A 19,985-nucleotide genomic window follows, 5' to 3' on the forward strand; every position below is an offset into this window, starting at 1 on the left:
CATCCATCTAAAAACAGAAATCATGCAATTCAATAAAAGATATTTAACAGCTTTTGCCATGACCCTGGTATTGGGAATGAGCAGTTGTGACAAAGATTTCGAAGAAATCAACGTCAATCCAAACAGCCCTGAGACCGTTTCCTCAGCGCTACTTTTGCCTAACGTCATTCGCGCTACGACCAATGAAATCGCCGGACGAGCTTGGGGATATGGCAATGTGGTGATGCAGCAAACTGCCAAAATCCAGTTTACCAACGAAGACCGATACAACTGGGGTCCGCAGGGAAATCCGTACAGCACCTTTTACAATGCGCTGCGGGACATCAATAATGTGATCGAACTCTCTGAGGCAGCAGGTCAGCAGAATTACGTAGGTATAGCCAAAGTAATGCGCGCCAATTTGTTTTCCTTCATGACAGATGCATATGGCGATCTACCATACACTGAAGCTATCAAGGCGAAGAGTGATGTGAACTATCCGGTTTTTGATTCACAGGAAACCATTTATGCAGGAATTCTTGCGGAATTGGAAGAAGCAAACAATCTATTGGGTTCCACTTCAGAAGTTGTCGCCGGGGATATCCTTTTCGGAGGCAATGTCATGAAATGGAAGAAGTTTGCCAATTCGCTTCGATTGAGAATCTTGATGAGATTGTCAGACCGTCAGAATCCATCTGCAGCAATGCAGGCAATTCTTAGCAATCCCAGCCAATCTCCGATTTTCGAAGGAAATGAAGATCAGGCTGCACTTCAATACTTGGGCGATGTGCCAAATCAGCATCCACTTTACACTACCAGATCTGGTTCTTACGATGAGTACCGCTTAAGCGAGAAAATGGAAGGTGTCCTGAAGGAATTGAATGATGGAAGATTATTTGCCTATGCACAGCCTACTACTGCTTCTGGGGCAGGTGTTTTGGGAACAGTGGACGATTATCAGGGTGTGCCAAACGGCTTAGGTGACGAAGAAGCGCTGCAGTATTCACCTTCTGGTGATCCAGCCAAAGGCGGTTCCAATTACATCTCACGGGTTGGGTTGCTATGGTCTTGCTCTGCCTGTACTTCCCTTGCAAATCCAACAGGATATCAGGCTATTTTGATGAGCTACGCTGAATTGCAGTTTATTCTGGCAGAGGCTCGTGAAAGAGGGTTTATCACTACCGGTACTGCTTCGGAGTATTACCGAAAGGGAATCGAGTCATCATTTGAGTATTACAATGAAAGATACAGACTGGTCAACTTGCCTCAAATCGCAGATAAATTAATCCTGGATGAATCCTATTTCGCTCAGTCCGGTGTGGCTTACGAAGGTACAGCGGAGGAGAAATTGGAGAAAATCGGCACGCAGAAATGGCTAGCCCTTTATTTTACAGGCATGGAAGGCTGGTACGATTGGAGAAGAACAGGCTATCCTGAGATCGTGCCCGGTCCGGCAGCATTTATTAATACGGTGCCAGTTCGCTACATGTATCCGGGTAGTGCCCAAGCTTTGAATGAAGAAAATTATAAAGCAGCAGTAGCGAGACAAGGTGAAGATGCCATTACCACGCGAGTGTGGTGGGATGTGAAGTAAATTGCTGTAAATTAAATCCAATATCCGCTGCCTGGTTTCAGGCAGCGGTTTTTTTAAAACCCATTCCCATACCAACATGAAGAATTTAAGGTTCCTTTTACTGGCCATCGCCCTTTTGGCGTTTCAGCCGGCCTTTTCCCAAACCACTGACTACAAAACCGAAAACATCATCCTGATCACTTTCGATGGACTTCGCTGGCAGGAGCTTTTTCAGGGTGCAGATTCCCTTTTGATAGATGATACCGGGATGATCGAAACTCCGGGTTCCCTGCTGGCAGATTATTGGCACGAGGATCCATTAGTTAGACGAAAAATGCTTTTCCCTTTCTTTTGGAACACCATCGCCACTCAGGGGCAACTCTACGGCAACCGTGCCTATGGCAATAAGGTAGACAATCAAAACAAAATGTGGTTTTCCTACCCGGGCTACAATGAGGTATTAAGCGGATTTGCCGATGACGAACGGATCAACTCCAATTCCAAAATCAACAATCCAAACGTCACGCTACTGGAACACCTGAATAAGATGCCGGAATACAAAGGCAAAGTAATGGCTTTTGGAAGCTGGGATGTATTCCCCTACATCGTGAATGAGGAGCGAAGCGGCGTACCGGTCAATGCAGGTTTTGACAAAGCTGAAGGAAATGATCTGACTGATGTGGAGAAAACCGTCAACAGACTCCAATCCGAGATCCGTGGTCCATGGGGAGGGGTGAGATTGGATCCGTTTACCCAGCATTATGCCTTGGAATCTATCAAAAAGTATAAGCCGAAGGTGCTTTACATCGCCTATGGAGAGACGGACGATTGGGCACACGGAGGCAAATACGATCAATACATCTGGTCGGCAAAGCAGACGGATGCGTTTATCCGTGAAATCTGGGAAACCGTTCAGGCCGATCCTCAATACAAAGACAAAACCACGATGATCATCACTGTAGATCATGGGCGTGGTACGACCAAAACCAGCTGGAAGAGTCATGGAGCATCGGTGCATGATGCAGGAGAAATCTGGATGATGGCCATCGGGCCTGATACTCCCGCTTCTGGTGAGATGAAAACGCAAGGGCAATGGCAATCTGCGATGGTCGCAAGAACCATTTTCCAATTATTGGGCTTGGAATACCCTGATGCAAAAGCTGCTCCTGCGATCAAAGAAATGGTAAAATGAACAAGTCTGTAATCCTACTTTTTGCATTCCTATTTGCTGTCGGATGCGTGTCTACAGATTCTAAACATGCCTCTCCGACTTTTGGAGAGGCATTTTTTTCGGATGAATCCCAGCTGGTAGGGTACTATAATCCAGCAGTTGCATTGGAGACAGTTCCGCTGGATTCGGGTTGGATCTTTTTGGGAAAAGACTCCATTCCCGGCATAGCACCGCAAATCCCGGTATTAGAAAGTGGAGAGGAGATCAAGCTTCCTCATCGGCTTACGGCTGCCAATCATAATTTTTGGTACAAAGCAAAAGTCACGCTTGAGCCCGGAGTGCTTCTGATTGATGCGGACGACGGTGCCCAGCTTTGGGTTAATGGGGAGCGAATCCCAAGATCGGAGCGGGGAGAGTTTTTTGAGATTTCAGATTCAGGAGAAAAGGAGCTGCTCATCCGTGCTGTGAACAATGCTATGGCTGGTGGGCTTCGCAAAGTGACGTGGATCAGTCAGGAGGAGTTTTTGAATAGGGAGGAAAAGAAACTCGCCATTCAGGATTCGATTTTTCTCGAGCGAAAGTCAAGAATGCTGAAGGATCAAAACCTTTCGTCCAAATTGGCTGATTTGAGCATAGATGAAAAGAAAATCATGCTGGAGGAATATCCGATTTTGCTGACGGAACCAGTACTACTCTTGGGAACTGATGGCAGTTATTTCCTCAGATGGATAAGTGAAAAGGCTGGAATTGCAAAGCTTACTTTTGCCGGAGGAATAGAAAAAGAAGTCAAGTCGGAAGATGGAGTTTTCACTTTCGAACCAGAAGGAAACGAGTTGGAGTTTAGCCTTCATCAGGAGAATTCGAATTTTGGGAATTTTGCTTTTGCCGTACCTAAACTTGAAGATGGATTGAAACTCGCCATTTGGGGAGATTCACAGGGTGGATGGAAGACCTTTGCCCAGATTGCCAAGCAGATTCAAGGTCACCAACCTGACCTGAATATCGGAGCGGGAGATTTGGTGAATAATGGTTCGGAGGAATTTGCCTATCCGCGATTTCTGCAAACCCTCAGTCTGATGAAAACTCCAACACTGCCAGTACCCGGGAATCACGATTACGACGGATTTTATGAGGACCTGGAGCCGGATTTGATGAAGAAATTCCTATTTCGTCCGAATGAGCCAACGTATGGAATGCAGCTTTTGGGACCATTGGCGGTGATTACGCTGGATCCCAATGTCAATTTTCCAGTAAGTATTCCGGGTGGGACGACTCAGCGTACCTGGTTTGAATCCGCCATCGAATCCGAAGCATGGAAAGCTGCAACTTGGAAAATGATCGTGCTGCATCAGCCCCCTTATTCTCAGGGTTGGCCGGGTTACCATGGGGAAACCTCAATTCAGGACTTGCTGGAGCCGTATTTTCATCGGGGACTAGTTGATCTGGTGGTGACTGGGCATACGCACGATTACGAGCGGTTGACTAGAGACTTTTCGGGGAATCCGGTGACTTTTTTGATCGTGGGCGGAGCAGGTGGAGGCTTGGAGCCAAATGGGAAAATTTCCGAATTTCCTCAGATGGACAAGCTGATCAAAACCCACCATTTCGGAATTTTGGAGGTGAAAAAGGAGGGTTTGAATTGGGAGGTTTTTGGAGTGGATGGGGAGCTGTTGGATCGGTATTTAATAGAGAAAGCGAAGTGAGGACTGACTATCTCAGAACTCCACTTAATTCCATTTTGTATAGTGGCTTTTCTTTATGGTTTCCCCAGACCTGCCTGTCACAGGTAGGTTTCCGCGGATTTTTTGAAATTTTAATTCCGCGGGTTTGGAGAGGATATAGTTCTTGTGTATAAAAATCCTTTTTTCTGGACATTAAGGTGAGATGTGAAAGCGCAATGTTTACCCAATCACAACTCACCACTGACCATTTACAAATACACAGGAACCTCAATCCTCTTTTCCTTTTTTGCCCATAAGGAGGAAGTCGCTGACCACGATTTCGGTCATGTAGCGCTTTTCACCATTCTTGTCTGTGTAGGAGCGGTTGGTGATTTTACCTTCGATGCCGACTTCGGCGCCCTTGTCGGTGTATTTCGCAAGGATTTCTGCCTGCTTGCCCCAAATAACGAGGTTGTGCCAGGTCGTTTCGGTGACTTTTTCGCCTTGTTGATTTTTGTAGGATTCGTTGGTCGCAATGGTGACATGGCCTACGACTTTGCCGGACTCGAGGGTTTTCAATTCTACTTTGGCACCCAGGTTACCGATGAGCTGAACTTTGTTTCTTAGCGTGTTCATGATGTTTAAAATGTTAGATGTGAAAGATTTGATTAACAATTTCCGCTAGAGGATAACTGATGGTCCAAAGTTGGGAGGAGGCGCAAAAACTAGTCGGTAGCTAAACGCTTGTAGTCGATAGTAGTCGTTTGTTGTCGGATAATATGGGTTTATGCGCTGGGATGGGCTTTTTTAAGTGAGAGGGAATTAGTAGTTTGGAGTGAGATAATACATGAGTTAGCAGCAACCTAAAAAATGAAAACATTCACCAAGAAAATATTACCCTATTTGATTGCCAGTTTGTTGGTAATTGGATTTTGGAAAATGTGGACTTGGACAGACAATTACGCTTGGAATCCAGAAGGAAAAGAATTGCTAATGCTCGACATTGCCCTGACTTCGATTTTCTTTTACAAGACAATTTTTTGGTTGGTTACGGCAAACTTCTTTGTATTTGGACTTCTCCAACTAAGAAAAAGGAATTTTAAGACAGCAGGAGCCGTAATAGTATTGACTTTAATTTATCACTTCACAGTTGGACAAGTAATCGACAAAAAATGTGCTTTCCATTACTACTCTGTTTTTCATAACCAATCAGTTGCCGAAGGGTACATTGTGAGACCGATTGAAGAAGCAGGTAAAGAAATTGGACCGATATTGACAGAGAAAATTGAAGACAAGCAAATGAAGTACAGACCATACGCAATTCTCGGACTTCAAAAAATTGATTATCAACCTGCGACTGACCTAATGGGACAAATTCTATTTGACAAAACAGAACAGGAAGTTTATCGGGCAGACGCTTACGAGACATTAAGGACGTTTGACAATGAAATTTCCAACAAATTGATAAGAGAATTCAAACATCAGGCAAAGGACTCTATAGAAAATAAGGTTATTGAACTTGGTGAATATTTCTATGAGAACAGGGAAAAATAAAAAGGTATGCTGTTAACAATGTATATAAAAAATAGGCGAAATAGTGCTGAATTCAAGGTTTTTAGCTCGCATCAATCTTTGTGCTTAACCGAAAGTCTAGAGCTTCGAAATCGCCTACTTTTCATATACTAACCGTTGGCGGCAGCTTAAAAAACGACACGACAATAGAAAGTAATGGGACATAAAAAAGTTTGTTTAGGATGTAGATTAACACTTAACAGACCATTTGACAGTGGTTCTGAACAAACATATCCTTGCCCTGAATGCGGAAAACCAATGACACTTTTGCCTCACCTATTTAAACCAGCTAAGAAGACAGAAGACATAAAATGGGAAACAGTTAAGTTTCTAATTGAAAATGGATTTTATTTTCAGCACATATATGAAATAGTTGAGACTAAAAATGGAGTGACGAACTATCAGAATTATGCAAAGTATCCTGACAACCTTCGTGACGCTAAGGAATTTGTTGAACAGTATAAAGACCAAGCCAGAAAATGAATAAATGGAAAATTGCATTTTGGTGTTGCTTGACACTTTTGGTTGCGGTGACTGTTTTTTCTGTTTATTCAATTATTGACCAAGGTGTAACACTGACCTATCAAAAAGAAGGTTACAGAGACACAGAAAACGACCTTGACCAACTAATTGAAATCATTAATAAAACGGACTTGACTAAAAAACAAATAGAGACCGAACTTAAAGACCGAAAGGATTTTGAGTTTATGGACTTCAAAACGGACACCATTTCACTCAATCGAGTTTTGCTAATATTCGACAATGATAGACTTGAAAAAATAACTAAACAATGGTAGAACAAGAAAGCCGACCGCATAACAACACCTACCCAAAAGTGGCGATTCAGTGGTTAATTAAGCTTTGTTTCCCGCAGGTGCGGGATTCAGTGTTGGCAGACAGTTTAGTGATTCGAATTCTGCTCCTTCGCCAAATTCCAAACCGTTAAAAAATGCTCCAAACCGACAATTTCCTCAAAGTTGAAGTTTCATCCAGTACCGAATTGAGATCTTGGTTGGAGCAGCATTATGGCCAAGAGGAGTCCGTTTGGTTGGTGACTTTTTTGAAAATTGTGCCTGAGAAATATCTTTCTACATCGGAGGTTTTGGACGAACTGATCTGTTTTGGTTGGATCGATGGAATCAGAAGGAAGCTTGACGAAACCCGGACCATGCAGTTGATCTCCCCACGCCGTGTGCAGCATTGGGCTAAAACCTATAAAGACCGCGCTGCGAAACTCATCGAGGAAGGCAAAATGCAAGAAGCAGGGTTTCGATCCATTGAACTTTCCAAACAAGCCGGTTTGTGGGATTTTATGGATGATGTGGATCAGCTGATCGTCCCTCAGGATCTGCAGGAGGAACTAGAAAAGCATGCAGGCGCTACCGAGTTTTTTTATGCAATCAATGATTCCAGCAAGCGTTTTGTCCTACGTTGGCTGAAACTTGCCAAAACCGAAAAGACAAGAAATTCCCGGATTTTGGAGTTGGCGCAGCTTTCAGCAAGAGGAGAGAAGTTGAAGGGGAGTTGAGTTTTTTTGGTATTTTTCTCGAGGAGCAAATTTCTAAACGGGCAATTCCCATTATAAAACCTCTAAGCCATGACCAGAATCGAAATAGCCCAGGCATTTTCTATCGGAGAGTTTGACCAGGTTGCTGATTCAATTGCTGAAAATGCTGAATGGGAAGTGGTGCGAGAAAATCGATACATTGGGAAGAAAGTAATACTTCAAAATTGTGAGCAAGTGGCTGCTTACTTCAAGTCGGTTACGACTAATTTCCAGATCTTAAATGTGATCGCTGATGATCAAAAAGTTGTCGTCAACGGAACTGCTGAGTTTATCAGAGATGGAAAACAGGTTTCGTTTGTCTATGCCTGCGATTTGTATGAGTTTAATGGCGAAGACCAAATTCAGAAAATTACATCCTATTGCATTCAGGCGAAGTGATTTAATTTTAAGGTTGAATGCATTTAGATTTTGGCCTTTTTGAAAAACAGACGCAAAAGTTTAACTTTTGGAAAAGAGTTTTTAAAGATTGGTATTGATTTCTAACAAGTAAATTTTTTGAATGCTTTGAAAATTTCGGGTGAGTCCAAAAATCTATAACTGAATTATATGGAAAGTGAGTTTTTGAGGACACAAAACTTGGGGATTGAATTTTTTCAGGGAGGAGTAAGATGCCCGATTTTTATGAAAGACCCACAGAATGGTCAATATTCAGTTTTAATGAGCCCAAAACCATTTGAATTGAGGTTTCCAAATATCGAAGAATTGGATGGCGTTAAAATTTGTGTTTCGTTAGATGATTCTATTTTTGATCCGACCCAATATACTGATAGCACAATTGATCTCCCCGAAAGGAGGTATTTCTGGCCTGGAACCGGTATGGCAGATGCAAAATATTCTAGTGCTAGTCTTAGGGTAAATCCTGAGGCTTGCAATTACTTGGATGTTGATGGTCGGCTAGTTCTAGATGGAAATTATGGTAAGATTATTTATCGAAATTATTCAACTGGAGAGGCCAAGCAGTTTTTCTATGGGCTGAAAATTTTTCTCGCTTTCAGCCTTCAAACTTCTGTTAAATACAGGCAGCAAATAGAAGAAGTCATCCTTGATTTCACTTTTGATCCAAGGCCCAAATTGTCAACTCAAGAGGATTTTTCTGGAATAAAAAAAACGCTGAAAATCTTTATTGCTAGTTCGATTGAGCTTAAAGAAGAGCGAAAACTTATTGAGGATTATATTGATAGAGAAAACAAGATTCTCAATAAAAAAAACGTATTCCTTGAAACTGTGATTTGGGAAGATTTCGATGATTCAGTTTCTGCTACCAGAAAGCAGGACGATTACAATAGGGCTATTCTGGAATCAGATATAGTATTGAGCATTTTCTTTACCAAAGCAGGAAATTTTACAGTTGAAGAATTTCAAATGGCTTACCAAAATTACTTAAAACACCGAAAGCCCATTATTTATACCTATTTCAAAAAAGGCCAAGTTGACATTGATCAAGTTACTCTGGAGGGATTGAAAACCAAAGAGGCGTTTTTGGAATTTTTGGAAGGAATTGGTCATTTTCCTACCTATTTTACCTCTTCGGAGAACCTAATTATCAAATTTGGGAGACAACTTGATATTTTTCTTTCAGAGAAAAATCTACTCTGAATCTCCATTTCTCGTAAGTTCATCAAAAATTCCAATCCCATTACCCCAATGCGCCTTTTTACCCTTTTTCTTTTCCTCCTTTCGTTTTCGCTAAGTGCCCAAACCGTCTGCACGCTGGAAAGTCGGGAGCGATTGGATGCGACTTTAGTGGAGCTGTCGCAAAGAAATCTTGCTGAAAAGTCTATTCAGGAACTGGCTATCGAGATCGGTCAATCCTTCATTGGGACACCTTATGTAGAAAAGACCCTGGAACTCCCAGGAGATGAAAAACTCGTCATCAACCTGATAGGTCTGGATTGCACCACTTATCTGGAGACTGTGGTGACTTTGGCACGGATTGCCAAGAAAGCGGAGCTGACTTTCGAAGCTTTTGAGCGGGAATTGGAACACCTGCGGTATCAGGATGGGCTGAGAAAGGACTATTCTTCTCGCCTGCATTACTTTTCGGATTGGATCTACCAAAATCAGGAAAAAGGCATCATCCAAGATATCACCGAAGAAATCGGAGGTTCTCCCTACCCGAACCAGCCGACTTTTATGTCCGAAAATCCACGGTTTTACTCTCAGCTTTCCAACCCGGATTTTCTAAAAGCAATTCAAGCAGATGAGTTGGAAATTGCGAAAAGGACCTACCATTTTATCCCAAAAGCTGAGATCGAATCACTCGAGAAAAACATTAAATCCGGAGACTTGATCGCAATCACCACTTCAATGAAAAATCTGGATATCGTCCACGTGGGATTTGCAGTTGAAAAAAATGGTCGAATCCACCTGATGCACGCCGGAACTGGAAATATGCAGGTCGAGATTTCCGAAAAACCACTAAGTGACTACCTAGCCGCCAATAAATCCCAATCGGGGATAATGGTGTGCCGTCTGGTCGATTGATTTATACATTTAGCTTGACATGAATATCCGCTATTAACCATTCGAAATATTTAATAAAGGAATTGAATTGCTAGACAGTTTAATTTTGGTTTTCCTAAGATCCGAAGGATCGAAACAATTCATACCTGTCCGCCGAGGCGGAACCCCCGGTAAAGCCGGGGGTAAAATTAAATAATAAAAAATGGAGCCCTGAAAGAGCGGAACTTTGAAGTTTCACCCTTTCAGGGCTCTTGAGCAGACAATTCATTATTTTCCCTGCACTTCGTACAGGGTTATTAATAGTTAGGCTCCTTCGGAGCTATTTGAGGGTTGATTTGAAATTTTGTCGAAGGATATCTTCAATAAATTTTACGCTGCTTTCATTTTCTGCTGTTCCTATTGCGAGTAATTCTAGAATTTTTAATTTCCATCAAAATATCATTTCATTAATTTCAAATTTCATGAAAATCCAGCTTCATTTCAGAATTCTTATTCTGGCAATATTCATTGGAACTTCAGCTGCAATCGCTCAAGTCAAACCCATCTTCGAAAATGGGGAAGCCCAGATCGTCCAAGAACTGAAAGACTCCTCCAACTGGATCCGTCATGACTTATGGGTGGAGACAGAGTTCGATACCGATGGGGATGGAAAGTTGGACCGCATGCACGTCGATGTAACTCGCCCTGGACAGACGGAGACAGAAGGACTGAAGCTTCCTGTGATCTATGCCAGCAGTCCATATTATGCCGGTACGGCGGGAAATGCACCGATTTTTTGGGATGTCAGACACGAGCTGGGAGCACCTGCGCCGCCTAGAAATACCACAGAAGTGAAGCGAACAGGCAAGCGGCCGATTATCTCCAATGACGAAATCATGGCTTGGGTTCCCCGTGGCTACATCGTGGTCCATTCCTCTTCTCCCGGAACTGGCTTGTCTCAAGGTTCGCCGACAGTGGGAGGAGACAATGAATCGCTTGCGCCAAAAGCGGTCATTGAATGGCTTACAGGAAAAGACAACGGCTATACCAGTCCGGATGGAAATGAAAAAGTAATGGCCTTTTGGTCGACGGGGAAAGTCGGAATGACCGGCACATCCTATAATGGAACCTTGCCTTTGGCAGCTGCGACTACGGGCGTGAAGGGGCTTGAGGCCATTATCCCGATTGCACCGAATACCTCATACTATCACTATTACCGATCCAATGGTTTGGTTCGCTCGCCTGGAGGCTATCTGGGCGAGGATATCGACGTGTTGTATGATTTTATCCACAGCGGTGACGAATCCAAAAGACCCTACAATAACAAAACCGTTCGTGATACCGAGATGGCGCAAGGCATGGACCGTGCCACCGGCGATTACAATGAGTTCTGGGCAGGTCGTGACTACCTGAATGATATGGAACCGATGAAAGCTGCTTTGCTTATGTCCCATGGGTTCAATGACTGGAATGTCATGCCTGAGCACAGCTACCGAATCTATGACGCCGCTCGGGCCAAAGGGATTCCGCATAAGATCTATTACCACCAAAATGGCCACGGCGGACCACCGCCATTTTCGATGATGAACCGTTGGTTTACCCGTTACCTTCATGGGGTAGAAAATGGGGTAGAAGAGGAGCCTAAAGCCTGGATTGTACGGGAACAGGATGAGCGTAGCAAACCGACTGCTTATTCGGACTTTCCGAATCCTCAGGCCTCAGCCGTGAATTTTTTCCTCAAGCCGGGAGCTCCTGCTGTAGGTTCACTGAGTTTGGAAAAGGAAACTTCTCAGGAAAGAGAAACCTTGGTGGACAATTATTCCTTTCCCGGTTCAGCTCTAGCACAGGCCGAATATTCCGAGCATCGACTGCTTTATCTGACTCCTGTGCTCAAAGAAGCGGTGCACATTTCGGGTATTCCTAAAATCACGATAAAACTCGCGTCGAATAAGCAGGCGGCCAATCTCTCGGTTTGGTTGGTTTCATTGCCATGGACAGAAGGGCGCAATGCCAAAATTACTGACAACATCATCACTCGGGGTTGGGCAGATCCGCAAAACCATAAGTCGATCAGCGAGTCAGAACCTTTGGTGCCGGGTAAATTCTACGAGGTAAGTTTTGAACTCCAGCCGGATGATCAGATTATCCCTGCAGGTCAGCAGATTGGGTTGATGATTTTCTCCTCGGATAAGGAGTTCACCATTTTGCCAAAGCCGGGAACGGAACTGACCATCGATTTGGATGGAACGGTCCTGACACTTCCTGTGGTAGGTGGAAAAAGTGAAGTGGAGAAGGCGATGAAGTAGGCGGCTCTGTTATAGAAATGGGTTTTAAAAGTTCGCAAATTGAGAATTTATCTCTAATTTTGAGCTTGGTTCAAATGCTATGAAGCGGATTTTTGCAAAATGTACTTTGAGAGAATTTTGGGAGAAATATCCTGATTCAGAACAATATCTGAAAACATGGTTTGAAACAGCTATGAATTCAGATTGGAAAACTCCAAATGAGGTGAAATCAAGCTACGCAAATGCAAGTATCTTAAAGGATAGCAGGATTGTATTTAACATTAAAGGAAATTCGTATAGGCTGGTAGTAAAGTTCAATTTTGAACATCAACTAGCTTTCATACGGTTTATCGGAACACATTCCGAGTACGATAAGATTGATGCTAACAACATTTAGAGAAATAAACAATGAGTCTTAGACCTATTAAATCAGAAGAGGATTATCGCTTAGCTTTAAAAAGGATAGAAGAGATCTTTGATGCTAAGCTTGGAACAAAAGAAGGCGACGAGCTGGATATCCTTGGATTGATGGTGGATGATTATGAGAAAAAACATTTTCCAATTGAAGCCCCCGATCCGATAGAAGCAATCAAAATCAGAATGGAAGAGATGCAACTCAAACAAGTTGATTTGATTTCTGAAATTGGAGGCAAAAGTCAAGTTTCTGAGATATTAAACCGTAAAAGAAGGCTTACAGTTGATATGATCCGAAAATTGGCAGCTAGATTGAATTTATCCGCAAATCTCTTGATTCAAGATTATCAAATTGTCCGGTGATAAGAATTGTTGTTATTAATTCATCAATCGAAGTTGGATGCAATTGATAGGTGTAATCCAGGTGGAATTCAAATTCATCAATAGGAATGCGGCTTTAGCCCATTCCTCAGAAACCATTAATTTATTGTGGCTTTAGCCCAAAACCCCCTCCGCCATCTTCCTGTATTTTTCCAAATCAGGTAAAGGAACAAACTCCAATTTGGCTTCCTCGTCCCAGGTTCTCATTTTCAGCGAAGCTTCAAAAAGTGGATCTCGCTCAAATTCTGCAGCTTCGGATGCTGTCATAGGCCCACCTTGGTACACAAGCGTTTGTCGGCTGGCTTCAGAGAGTTTTTCGAAATATTCTGGAAATCTAAAAGTCAGGTAGCGCTTGGCCTGCACGTGGTTTTCGACGAGTTTGGCGATTTTTTCAGAAAAACCAAGCTTTCGCAGGTAATCTGCACCTATCTGCTCGTGACGTTTGGTGCCAAATCCTCCCATGGATTCTGTGGTTTGTAAATGGGAAAACAAATGGCCTATATCATGGAAGAACGCCGCGAGAATGACTTCTTCATCGAAACCTTCTTTTTCTGCCAGTTGTGCTGACTGGCACATGTGCTCGATTTGGGAGACCGGCTCACCGATGTAATCTTCGTTGCCGTATTTTTGGTACAGACCAAAGATCAAATCCAATTTTTCGTCTTTACTCAGCAGATTTAAGTCCATTTTCAATTTTGTTTACAAATACTAAATTCACTGAATCCAGACTCTTAGTCAATGATCTTGAATTAAGTTTTTGTGAATCTTCCAAAAAAGGGATTTTGGGCAAGTAAAGATATGTTTTTGAGCAAAATGAAACTGTTTTGAAAAACTTTTCTAAACAATCACTTAACAAAATCATAACCCAAATTTTTTAAGCCTATATAAACAACTGTTTACTTTTGCTAAACAGTAATTGAGTTGGTTTTGCACGATCAAGGGGGAGCGTGTTCTGCACAAATCTCCCTTTTCGTACCGCCACAAACCCATAGCAGCACAATGTCTCATATCAAACTTGCCATTTTTGACATGGCCGGCACGACCATCCACGATGAAAACAGCGTGGCAAAAGCTTTTCAAAAAGCGCTAAATAAACATGGCTATCCATCCGTGACCCTTCAGGAAGCGAATGAAAAAATGGGCTATTCCAAGCCTCAGGCCATCCGGGATCTCCTTGAGATTCATGAACCGGATTCCTCCAAAATCACAGCGGAATTAGTAGATCAAATCCATACCGCATTTGTACAGGGAATGTTGGATTATTATGAAAATGATCCTTCCATCCGTCCAATCGCCGATGCAGAGGAAGTTTTTGCTGCTCTTCACGAAATGGGAATCAAAGTGGGGCTGGATACAGGCTTCAGCCGAGACATTACCGACATCATCCTAAAGCGCGTAGGTTGGGACAATGGCCAACACATCGATGCAAGTGCGGCAAGTGATGAAGTGGAGCAGGGGAGACCTTTTCCTTTTATGATCCAAAAGATCATGGCTGAGCTCGGAATAACTGATCCCAAGTCCGTCATCAAAGTCGGAGATACCGAAGTCGATGTGAATGAAGGCCACAATGCTGGTTGCCTGATGAGTATCGGGATCACATCCGGAGTTTTTTCGGAAGAAGAATTGATTCCGCATAAGCCCACGCATCTTGCCAAATCGCTAACAGAAGTCTTGGATATTGTTAGGGCTTTCGAACTCGCACACCAAGAGTAAGGATGTATCGGTTTCCAGCTATTTCAGCCAAGCTCAGCCAAGTTAGCTCCTTCAAAATGAGTGTTTTTGCCGCTTTGATGGGTTTTTTGGTGTACAGCAGCATGTATGCTTTCAGGAAACCTTTTGCGGCAGCGACCTTTGACGGGGAAAGTTTTTTGGGACTGGATCTGAAAGTTTGGCTGATTCTGGCGCAGACCTTGGGCTATATGGCCAGTAAGTTCTACGGTATCAAAATGATCTCCGAGCTCAAGGACGCCGGACGTGCTTGGTTGATCGTGGGCCTAATTGCAGTTTCTTGGCTAGCCTTGCTTGGTTTTGCCGTTTTGCCTGCCCCTCTTAATATCCTTTGCTTTTTGATCAATGGATTCCCCTTGGGTTTGATTTGGGGAATCGTGTTTCACTACATGGAGGGACGCAAATTCACCGAAATGATGGGAAGCATGCTGGCTGCAAGCTTTGTTTTTTCCTCGGGTTTTGTGAAGTCGGTGGGTACTTTTCTGATGCAAAATCTTGGAGTCAGCGAGTTTTGGATGCCTTTTTCCACCGGAGCGATTTTCTTTCCGGTTCTGATGTTTGGAATTTTTCTCCTAAATCATATTCCTGGCCAATCAGCAGAAGACCGAATGCTACGCAGCCCAAGGCCGCCAATGAATAAGGCCGAGCGGAAGAAGTTTTTTAGAGAATTCAGACCTGGAATCATCATTTTGATCTTGGTCTACATGATGTTGACGGGTTTGCGGGACTTGCGGGACAATTTTGTCGTGGAAATCTGGCAGGGACTGAATATCGCTGTGCCTGCAGAATTGCTGACGCAAACTGAAATTCCGATCACGATTTTTCTCCTGATTCTGATGTCCTGTTTGGTTTTGGTGAAAAGCAATAAAACCGCCTTTTTCCTGAATCATTGGATGATTTTAACTGGATTTGCTTTGGCCATTCTAGCGACGCTTGGCCTGAGGGCTGGCTTGGTCAATCCATTTATTTGGATGACGCTGGTCGGTACAGGTGTTTACATGGCTTACATTCCATTCAACAGCTTGTTGTTTGACCGCTTGATTGCCACTTTCAAACATGCCGGCAATGTGGGTTTCCTGATGTATCTCGTGGATAGCTTTGGCTATCTGGGAAGCAGTATGGTGATGGTATTCAAGCAGTTTGGCGGAATGGGCGAAATCAGCTGGCTCAACTTTTACATTTCTGCGATCTTGATATTTCTCAGTCTTTCCCTTGTCCTGATGACCGGCTCGTTTATCTATTTCCAGCGGAAATTAAAGCGGCAGGAAAAAGCTGAAACCCTAGAACTTTCGATCACCAATCCAATATGAACCAACCCTCCACTATCGTCATCGGCGCCGGAATCGTCGGTATGGCCATCACCCGAGCACTGCATGCCAAAGGCTGGAAAGTCACAGTCATTGAGCGTCATCCTAAGGCCCAAGGTGCTTCAGTTCGTAATTTTGGGATGGTTTGGCCGGTGGGTCAGCCTCAAGGTCCAGCATTTAATCGGGCGATGCGATCCAGAGAGATTTGGTTGGAAATGAGTCAAATGGCAGGGTTTTTTGCGGAAAAAACAGGTTCACTTCATTTGGCCTATACCGATCTGGAAATGCAGGTGGTGGAAGAATATGTGAGCGCAATGCAAGGCATCAAGTCGGCCGAAGTGCTTGATCCCGAGCAGACAATCCAAAAAAGTCCAGCTGCCAAACCCGAGGGGCTCAAAGGAGCTCTTTGGACCGAAGATGAGGTAATCGTGGATCCACGGGAAGCGATCTACAAAACGGGAAAATACTTGGAAAGTCTACCCGGAATCGAGTTTGTATGGAACCGAGTGGTGTCCAGAATTGAAGGGAACACCGTGTATTCAGGTCAGAAAAACTGGTCAGCTGATCGGATTTTTGTCTGTTCGGGAGCTGATTTTGAGACCCTCTATCCCGAGCTTTTTGAGGCTACTCCAATTACGAAATGTAAACTTCAGATGATGCGGCTTGTTCAGCAACCCGAAAACTGGCGCATCGGTCCTCCGCTTTGTGCAGGGCTGAGCTTTATCCATTATAAAGGTTTTCAGGTAGCTCCATCGCTTGAAAAACTTAAGGAAGTCTACCAACACCAATTTCCTGAATTGATCGAGTGGGGGATTCATGTGATGGTATCACAAAACGGTTTGGGCGAATTGACCATCGGAGACAGCCACGAATACGGCTTGGATCTTTCGCCTTTTGACCGAAGCGATGTCAATGACATGATTTTAGACTTTTTGAAGGGATTTGCCCAGTTTAAAGATTGGAGAATCGGATCTGCATGGCATGGGATCTATCCCAAAATGACCAATGGAGCGACTGAATTTATCCACCAAGTCAATGATATTGTGACGATTGTCAATGGACTTGGAGGAAATGGAATGACCCTTTCTTTTGGATTGGGAGAGGAAGTGGTTTCGGGGTTATAAGGTTATTTAATTGGAAGTTACTTTTTCGGAAAAATAAAAAACCTTGCAATTTGTTATCTCTTGGGATAACTTTGTTGGTATGGTTAGAAGGATAATTTTTTATGAAAACCACTTTTTAGAATTTTACCAAAGCCAAGATCAAAAGGTAAAAACTAAGATTCAATACGTTTTTGAACTGATCAAGCAGGTGGAAAGGGTGCCTGAGAAGTTTCTCAAGCATCTGGAGGGTACGGATGGGTTATATGAAGTTAGAGTGGAACATGGGTCGAATGTTTACAGGATTTTCTGCTGCTTTGATGAAGGTAGATTAGTCGTCCTATTCAATGGTTTCCAAAAAAAGACTCAGAAAACCCCAAAGAATGAAATTGAGAAAGCAGAAAGGTTTATGAAAGAATATTTTCAATCAAAGAAATAAGATCATGAAGGATTATAGTAAAGTCAAAACATTTGAGGACCTGATTGAAGTGGAACACGGCAGAGTCGGAAGTGAAAGCAGGAATAAATATGAAGAAAATGCCCAAATGTTTATAATAAGTGAGATGCTAAAAGAAGCAAGAAAGGAAGCAAATCTTACCCAAGAGCAATTGGCAGAAAAGGCGGGAACCAAGAAAAGTTATATCTCCAAACTTGAAAATGGGAAGGGTAATATTCAATTATCAACGTTGATTCGGATTTTTGAGCAAGGACTAAACAAAAGAATAGGGTTGACTTTTCTTTAAAATTTTATATAAATATTCGCAATTCTCCCAGTAGCCTAATTTTTTTAATTTTCACCTCGACTTCCTGCCCTCCGGGAGGCGGGCGCTCGGCCAACGGATTAGAGGTCATTAAAGGGTGGGGATGAAAAATCCGCGCAGCCGCATTTTCATCCCCACCATCAAAAACAAAACTAAGGGACACCGAGCGACGGTTGATGAGCTGGTCGAACCAAGTCGAGGTGAACCTATATAAAATTTGATAATTGCAGCAGGATTGCGGATAATCAGAAAATTGAAATATTCCCCACTTCGTCGGGCGAAATAGCTTTGAATGAACTTTTAACATGTTTTTTGAAGCTGACTCAACGTTTTCAGTTTTTCTTTAATCACTTACTGAAGCTTCGGAAATGAGAATCGATCTTTGATGGACATTATATTTCGCGACCGCAGGGAGCTTATTTCAAAAGGTGTATTTCGCGTAGCGTATTTCAGAACTGTATTTCACAAAGTATATCTCTTCAGGATAGGCTGCTTTATCTCTTTTTTCATTAGTTTACTTTTTCAAATCGCCCCATAACCCAATCCATGGAACAGGAAGTAATCGTCCAGATCAGTAACAAGCTGAAGAGTATCCGAAAGGAAAAAAACCTCACCCTACAGGATATCGCAGACCGCGCAGGAGTCACCAAAGGCCTGATTTCCCAAATAGAAAATAGCCGCACCATTCCCTCGCTTTTGGTTTTGATTCAGATCGTCAAAGCCTTGGAAGTCGGTTTGGATGACTTTTTTAATGACCTGAGCTTTTACGGAAAAGAGGGTAAAATCCTCATTCAACGAAAAGCCGATTACCAAAAGTTCGAGAAGGAACCAGCCTCAGGCTATGAGTACTCCCGCATTTTCACAAAAAAAGTAAATCAGTGCACCATCGACATCGTCCTGCTTGAAATCCAGCCCGGATCGGTCCGTGATTTTGTCCAGACAGACGCATTTGAATACAAATACATCATTTCAGGTTCGGTTCGCTACGTTTTTAGAGATCAAGAGATTGAATTAAACGAAGGCGATTCCATGCTTTTTGACGGAATGCTCGAGCACAATCCCATCAACTCAGGAAAGACTCCCGTCAAAATGCTGGTGGTGTATTTCTTCGAAAACAAGTGATCCAAGAAAAGTGAAACCATCCTGAAAATAAACCCAACCAAGATGGAAACCTTAAAAAATTGAATCTGTTAAGTACTTTAATACCCTTAACTGATGGAATTCAATCTCGACTGGCTACTAAAGACTGACTATACAGATCCTGCTAAATTTTTTATGATTACAGGAATTCTCCTGCTGGGAATTTTTCTCCGATATCTGGCTTTGGCCTGGATCTACCATGAGTTGGTATACAAAAAAATGGGTGATGCCCAGCCCTATCGCAGGCTCCATCAGCAGGTGAAACTTGGTCAAGTCCAACGCGAAATCTGGTACTCCTTTCTAGGCGCAATCATCTTTGCAGTAGCGGGTACCGTAATGCTGATTTGTTGGCAACGGGGCTATACCCAGCTCTATACCACCCTTTCTGCTTGGGATCTCCTGTGGATTCCGCTTAGTTTTTTTGCTGCGCTTTTCATCCACGAGACCTACTACTACTGGCTTCACCGCTGGATGCATCAGCCTAAAGTCCTGCATCGCTTCCATCACACCCATCACAATAGTCTGTACACAAGTTCCTTTACCTCGTTTTCATTTCATCCCATAGAGGCGGGACTGCAGGCGATTTTTCTGCCAGTCTTAGTGCTAGTACTGCCGATGCACTTTTTTGTGCTGATCGCCTTGCTGGTCACCATGTCAGTGACTGCAGTAATCAATCACTCCGGAGTGGAGGTCTATCCCAGTTCTGCAATAAAGTCTTCCCCTGCCAAATGGATCATCGGTGCGACGCACCACGACATGCACCACCTGAAATACCGCTGCAATTACGGGCTGTACTTTACCTTTTGGGACCATTGGATGGGGACCGAAGAGACGGGATTTGAGGAGCGATTTTTAAAGCATTCCAGCGACAGGGAAAAGCTGAAGAAAGAGATTGTACCGTAGC

Annotated in this window: 23 protein-coding genes; 20 read left to right on the forward strand and 3 right to left on the reverse strand. The window is 43.3% G+C overall.

The features are described from left to right. Positions 1-22 precede the first annotated feature (22 nt). The 3 genes from DK188_RS16155 (at position 23) to DK188_RS16165 (ending at position 4,426) form a co-directional block, all read left to right on the forward strand. On the forward strand, positions 23-1,573 hold the full coding sequence (locus DK188_RS16155) for a SusD/RagB family nutrient-binding outer membrane lipoprotein (RefSeq protein WP_111671871.1): 1,551 nt from the start codon (positions 23-25) through the stop codon (positions 1,571-1,573). A gap of 76 nt (positions 1,574-1,649) precedes the next feature. Beyond that, entirely contained in the window at positions 1,650-2,744 is a 1,095-nt protein-coding gene (locus DK188_RS16160; protein WP_111671872.1) for an alkaline phosphatase family protein, read from the forward strand. Beyond that, on the forward strand, positions 2,741-4,426 hold the full coding sequence (locus DK188_RS16165) for a metallophosphoesterase family protein (RefSeq protein ID WP_111671873.1): 1,686 nt from the start codon (positions 2,741-2,743) through the stop codon (positions 4,424-4,426). Before DK188_RS16160 ends, DK188_RS16165 begins: the two co-directional genes overlap by 4 nt. Before the next feature lie 246 nt (positions 4,427-4,672). Here the strand turns inward: DK188_RS16165 and DK188_RS16170 are convergent, their stop codons facing one another. Next, positions 4,673-5,020: a single-stranded DNA-binding protein gene (locus DK188_RS16170; RefSeq protein ID WP_111671874.1), complete on the reverse strand. Its 348-nt coding sequence runs from the start codon at positions 5,018-5,020 to the stop codon at positions 4,673-4,675. A 234-nt stretch (positions 5,021-5,254) separates the two neighbouring features. Here DK188_RS16170 and DK188_RS16175 point away from each other — a divergent pair, with 234 nt between their 5' ends. The 10 genes from DK188_RS16175 (at position 5,255) to DK188_RS16220 (ending at position 13,027) form a co-directional block, all read left to right on the forward strand. Beyond that, a complete protein-coding gene (locus tag DK188_RS16175; protein ID WP_157963257.1) occupies positions 5,255-5,938 on the forward strand; it encodes a hypothetical protein in 684 nt (227 codons plus the stop codon). Between the two features lie 174 nt (positions 5,939-6,112). Continuing rightward, positions 6,113-6,439, forward strand: a complete 327-nt coding sequence (locus tag DK188_RS16180; protein ID WP_157963258.1) for a hypothetical protein — start codon at positions 6,113-6,115, stop codon at positions 6,437-6,439. Beyond that, positions 6,436-6,753 carry a hypothetical protein gene (locus DK188_RS16185; RefSeq protein ID WP_111671877.1) on the forward strand — a complete coding sequence of 106 codons (318 nt, stop codon included), beginning with the start codon at positions 6,436-6,438 and terminating at the stop codon, positions 6,751-6,753. Before DK188_RS16180 ends, DK188_RS16185 begins: the two co-directional genes overlap by 4 nt. Before the next feature lie 152 nt (positions 6,754-6,905). Beyond that, positions 6,906-7,484 carry a YdeI/OmpD-associated family protein gene (locus DK188_RS16190; protein WP_111671878.1) on the forward strand — a complete coding sequence of 193 codons (579 nt, stop codon included), beginning with the start codon at positions 6,906-6,908 and terminating at the stop codon, positions 7,482-7,484. Positions 7,485-7,553: 69 nt separating this feature from the next. Further along, a complete protein-coding gene (locus tag DK188_RS16195) occupies positions 7,554-7,901 on the forward strand; it encodes a nuclear transport factor 2 family protein (RefSeq protein ID WP_111671879.1) in 348 nt (115 codons plus the stop codon). A 279-nt stretch (positions 7,902-8,180) separates the two neighbouring features. After that, complete coding sequence (locus DK188_RS16200) at positions 8,181-9,119, forward strand: hypothetical protein (protein WP_157963259.1); 939 nt, start codon at positions 8,181-8,183, stop codon at positions 9,117-9,119. Positions 9,120-9,167: 48 nt separating this feature from the next. Continuing rightward, positions 9,168-10,007 (forward strand): N-acetylmuramoyl-L-alanine amidase-like domain-containing protein, encoded by an 840-nt coding sequence (locus DK188_RS16205; RefSeq protein WP_111671881.1) that lies wholly within the window; start codon positions 9,168-9,170, stop codon positions 10,005-10,007. 440 nt (positions 10,008-10,447) lie between these two features. Then, a complete protein-coding gene (locus DK188_RS16210; RefSeq protein ID WP_111671882.1) occupies positions 10,448-12,271 on the forward strand; it encodes a Xaa-Pro dipeptidyl-peptidase in 1,824 nt (607 codons plus the stop codon). A 79-nt stretch (positions 12,272-12,350) separates the two neighbouring features. Next, the gene (locus DK188_RS16215) at positions 12,351-12,647 is read left to right on the forward strand and encodes a type II toxin-antitoxin system HigB family toxin (RefSeq protein ID WP_111671883.1); all 297 of its coding nucleotides are present in this window, start codon (positions 12,351-12,353) and stop codon (positions 12,645-12,647) included. Between the two features lie 11 nt (positions 12,648-12,658). Beyond that, positions 12,659-13,027, forward strand: coding sequence for a helix-turn-helix domain-containing protein (locus DK188_RS16220; RefSeq protein ID WP_111671884.1), 369 nt, complete (start codon positions 12,659-12,661; stop codon positions 13,025-13,027). Positions 13,028-13,159: 132 nt separating this feature from the next. Here DK188_RS16220 and DK188_RS16225 read toward each other — a convergent pair whose 3' ends face one another. Continuing rightward, a complete protein-coding gene (locus tag DK188_RS16225) occupies positions 13,160-13,732 on the reverse strand; it encodes a phosphonate degradation HD-domain oxygenase (RefSeq protein ID WP_111671885.1) in 573 nt (190 codons plus the stop codon). Positions 13,733-14,044: 312 nt separating this feature from the next. Between DK188_RS16225 and DK188_RS16235 the strand changes: the two genes are divergently transcribed. The 5 genes from DK188_RS16235 to DK188_RS16255 all read left to right on the forward strand — a co-directional run bounded on the left by DK188_RS16235 (position 14,045) and on the right by DK188_RS16255 (position 17,923). Continuing rightward, on the forward strand, positions 14,045-14,758 hold the full coding sequence (locus DK188_RS16235) for an HAD hydrolase-like protein (RefSeq protein ID WP_111671887.1): 714 nt from the start codon (positions 14,045-14,047) through the stop codon (positions 14,756-14,758). 56 nt (positions 14,759-14,814) lie between these two features. Beyond that, complete coding sequence (locus DK188_RS16240; protein WP_232825755.1) at positions 14,815-16,083, forward strand: DUF5690 family protein; 1,269 nt, start codon at positions 14,815-14,817, stop codon at positions 16,081-16,083. After that, positions 16,080-17,204 (forward strand): TIGR03364 family FAD-dependent oxidoreductase, encoded by a 1,125-nt coding sequence (locus DK188_RS16245; RefSeq protein ID WP_111671889.1) that lies wholly within the window; start codon positions 16,080-16,082, stop codon positions 17,202-17,204. The genes DK188_RS16240 and DK188_RS16245 overlap by 4 nt, the downstream gene beginning before the upstream one ends. Before the next feature lie 79 nt (positions 17,205-17,283). Continuing rightward, complete coding sequence (locus DK188_RS16250) at positions 17,284-17,619, forward strand: type II toxin-antitoxin system RelE/ParE family toxin (RefSeq protein WP_111671924.1); 336 nt, start codon at positions 17,284-17,286, stop codon at positions 17,617-17,619. A 4-nt stretch (positions 17,620-17,623) separates the two neighbouring features. Then, entirely contained in the window at positions 17,624-17,923 is a 300-nt protein-coding gene (locus tag DK188_RS16255) for a helix-turn-helix domain-containing protein (RefSeq protein WP_111671890.1), read from the forward strand. Positions 17,924-17,927: 4 nt separating this feature from the next. Here the strand turns inward: DK188_RS16255 and DK188_RS21520 are convergent, their stop codons facing one another. Next, positions 17,928-18,248, reverse strand: coding sequence for a hypothetical protein (locus DK188_RS21520; protein ID WP_157963260.1), 321 nt, complete (start codon positions 18,246-18,248; stop codon positions 17,928-17,930). 239 nt (positions 18,249-18,487) lie between these two features. On the opposite strand from DK188_RS21520, the gene DK188_RS16260 reads away from it, so the two are divergent. Beyond that, positions 18,488-19,063, forward strand: a complete 576-nt coding sequence (locus DK188_RS16260) for a helix-turn-helix domain-containing protein (RefSeq protein WP_111671891.1) — start codon at positions 18,488-18,490, stop codon at positions 19,061-19,063. A 93-nt stretch (positions 19,064-19,156) separates the two neighbouring features. After that, positions 19,157-19,984: a sterol desaturase family protein gene (locus tag DK188_RS16265; RefSeq protein ID WP_111671892.1), complete on the forward strand. Its 828-nt coding sequence runs from the start codon at positions 19,157-19,159 to the stop codon at positions 19,982-19,984. Position 19,985 lies beyond the last annotated feature (1 nt).

It is taken from the genome of Algoriphagus litoralis, from assembly GCF_003259255.1.
Lineage (GTDB): Bacteria > Bacteroidota > Bacteroidia > Cytophagales > Cyclobacteriaceae > Algoriphagus > Algoriphagus litoralis.

What these genes read in the sequence shown, in the direction of transcription:
- DK188_RS16205 (WP_111671881.1), top strand. Translation starts at nt 9,168, where the DNA reads ATGCGCCTTTTTACCCTTTTTCTTTTCCTCCTTTCGTTTTCGCTAAGT.
- DK188_RS16260 (WP_111671891.1), top strand. Translation starts at nt 18,488, where the DNA reads ATGGAACAGGAAGTAATCGTCCAGATCAGTAACAAGCTGAAGAGTATC.
- DK188_RS16190 (WP_111671878.1), top strand. Translation starts at nt 6,906, where the DNA reads ATGCTCCAAACCGACAATTTCCTCAAAGTTGAAGTTTCATCCAGTACC.
- DK188_RS16240 (WP_232825755.1), top strand. Translation starts at nt 14,815, where the DNA reads ATGAGTGTTTTTGCCGCTTTGATGGGTTTTTTGGTGTACAGCAGCATG.
- DK188_RS16200 (WP_157963259.1), top strand. Translation starts at nt 8,181, where the DNA reads ATGAGCCCAAAACCATTTGAATTGAGGTTTCCAAATATCGAAGAATTG.
- DK188_RS16250 (WP_111671924.1), top strand. Translation starts at nt 17,284, where the DNA reads ATGGTTAGAAGGATAATTTTTTATGAAAACCACTTTTTAGAATTTTAC.
- DK188_RS21520 (WP_157963260.1), bottom strand. Translation starts at nt 18,248, where the DNA reads ATGTTAAAAGTTCATTCAAAGCTATTTCGCCCGACGAAGTGGGGAATA.
- DK188_RS16210 (WP_111671882.1), top strand. Translation starts at nt 10,448, where the DNA reads ATGAAAATCCAGCTTCATTTCAGAATTCTTATTCTGGCAATATTCATT.
- DK188_RS16175 (WP_157963257.1), top strand. Translation starts at nt 5,255, where the DNA reads ATGAAAACATTCACCAAGAAAATATTACCCTATTTGATTGCCAGTTTG.
- DK188_RS16195 (WP_111671879.1), top strand. Translation starts at nt 7,554, where the DNA reads ATGACCAGAATCGAAATAGCCCAGGCATTTTCTATCGGAGAGTTTGAC.
- DK188_RS16155 (WP_111671871.1), top strand. Translation starts at nt 23, where the DNA reads ATGCAATTCAATAAAAGATATTTAACAGCTTTTGCCATGACCCTGGTA.
- DK188_RS16160 (WP_111671872.1), top strand. Translation starts at nt 1,650, where the DNA reads ATGAAGAATTTAAGGTTCCTTTTACTGGCCATCGCCCTTTTGGCGTTT.
- DK188_RS16170 (WP_111671874.1), bottom strand. Translation starts at nt 5,020, where the DNA reads ATGAACACGCTAAGAAACAAAGTTCAGCTCATCGGTAACCTGGGTGCC.
- DK188_RS16265 (WP_111671892.1), top strand. Translation starts at nt 19,157, where the DNA reads ATGGAATTCAATCTCGACTGGCTACTAAAGACTGACTATACAGATCCT.
- DK188_RS16235 (WP_111671887.1), top strand. Translation starts at nt 14,045, where the DNA reads ATGTCTCATATCAAACTTGCCATTTTTGACATGGCCGGCACGACCATC.
- DK188_RS16165 (WP_111671873.1), top strand. Translation starts at nt 2,741, where the DNA reads ATGAACAAGTCTGTAATCCTACTTTTTGCATTCCTATTTGCTGTCGGA.
- DK188_RS16245 (WP_111671889.1), top strand. Translation starts at nt 16,080, where the DNA reads ATGAACCAACCCTCCACTATCGTCATCGGCGCCGGAATCGTCGGTATG.
- DK188_RS16225 (WP_111671885.1), bottom strand. Translation starts at nt 13,732, where the DNA reads ATGGACTTAAATCTGCTGAGTAAAGACGAAAAATTGGATTTGATCTTT.
- DK188_RS16255 (WP_111671890.1), top strand. Translation starts at nt 17,624, where the DNA reads ATGAAGGATTATAGTAAAGTCAAAACATTTGAGGACCTGATTGAAGTG.
- DK188_RS16185 (WP_111671877.1), top strand. Translation starts at nt 6,436, where the DNA reads ATGAATAAATGGAAAATTGCATTTTGGTGTTGCTTGACACTTTTGGTT.
- DK188_RS16220 (WP_111671884.1), top strand. Translation starts at nt 12,659, where the DNA reads ATGAGTCTTAGACCTATTAAATCAGAAGAGGATTATCGCTTAGCTTTA.
- DK188_RS16180 (WP_157963258.1), top strand. Translation starts at nt 6,113, where the DNA reads ATGGGACATAAAAAAGTTTGTTTAGGATGTAGATTAACACTTAACAGA.
- DK188_RS16215 (WP_111671883.1), top strand. Translation starts at nt 12,351, where the DNA reads ATGAAGCGGATTTTTGCAAAATGTACTTTGAGAGAATTTTGGGAGAAA.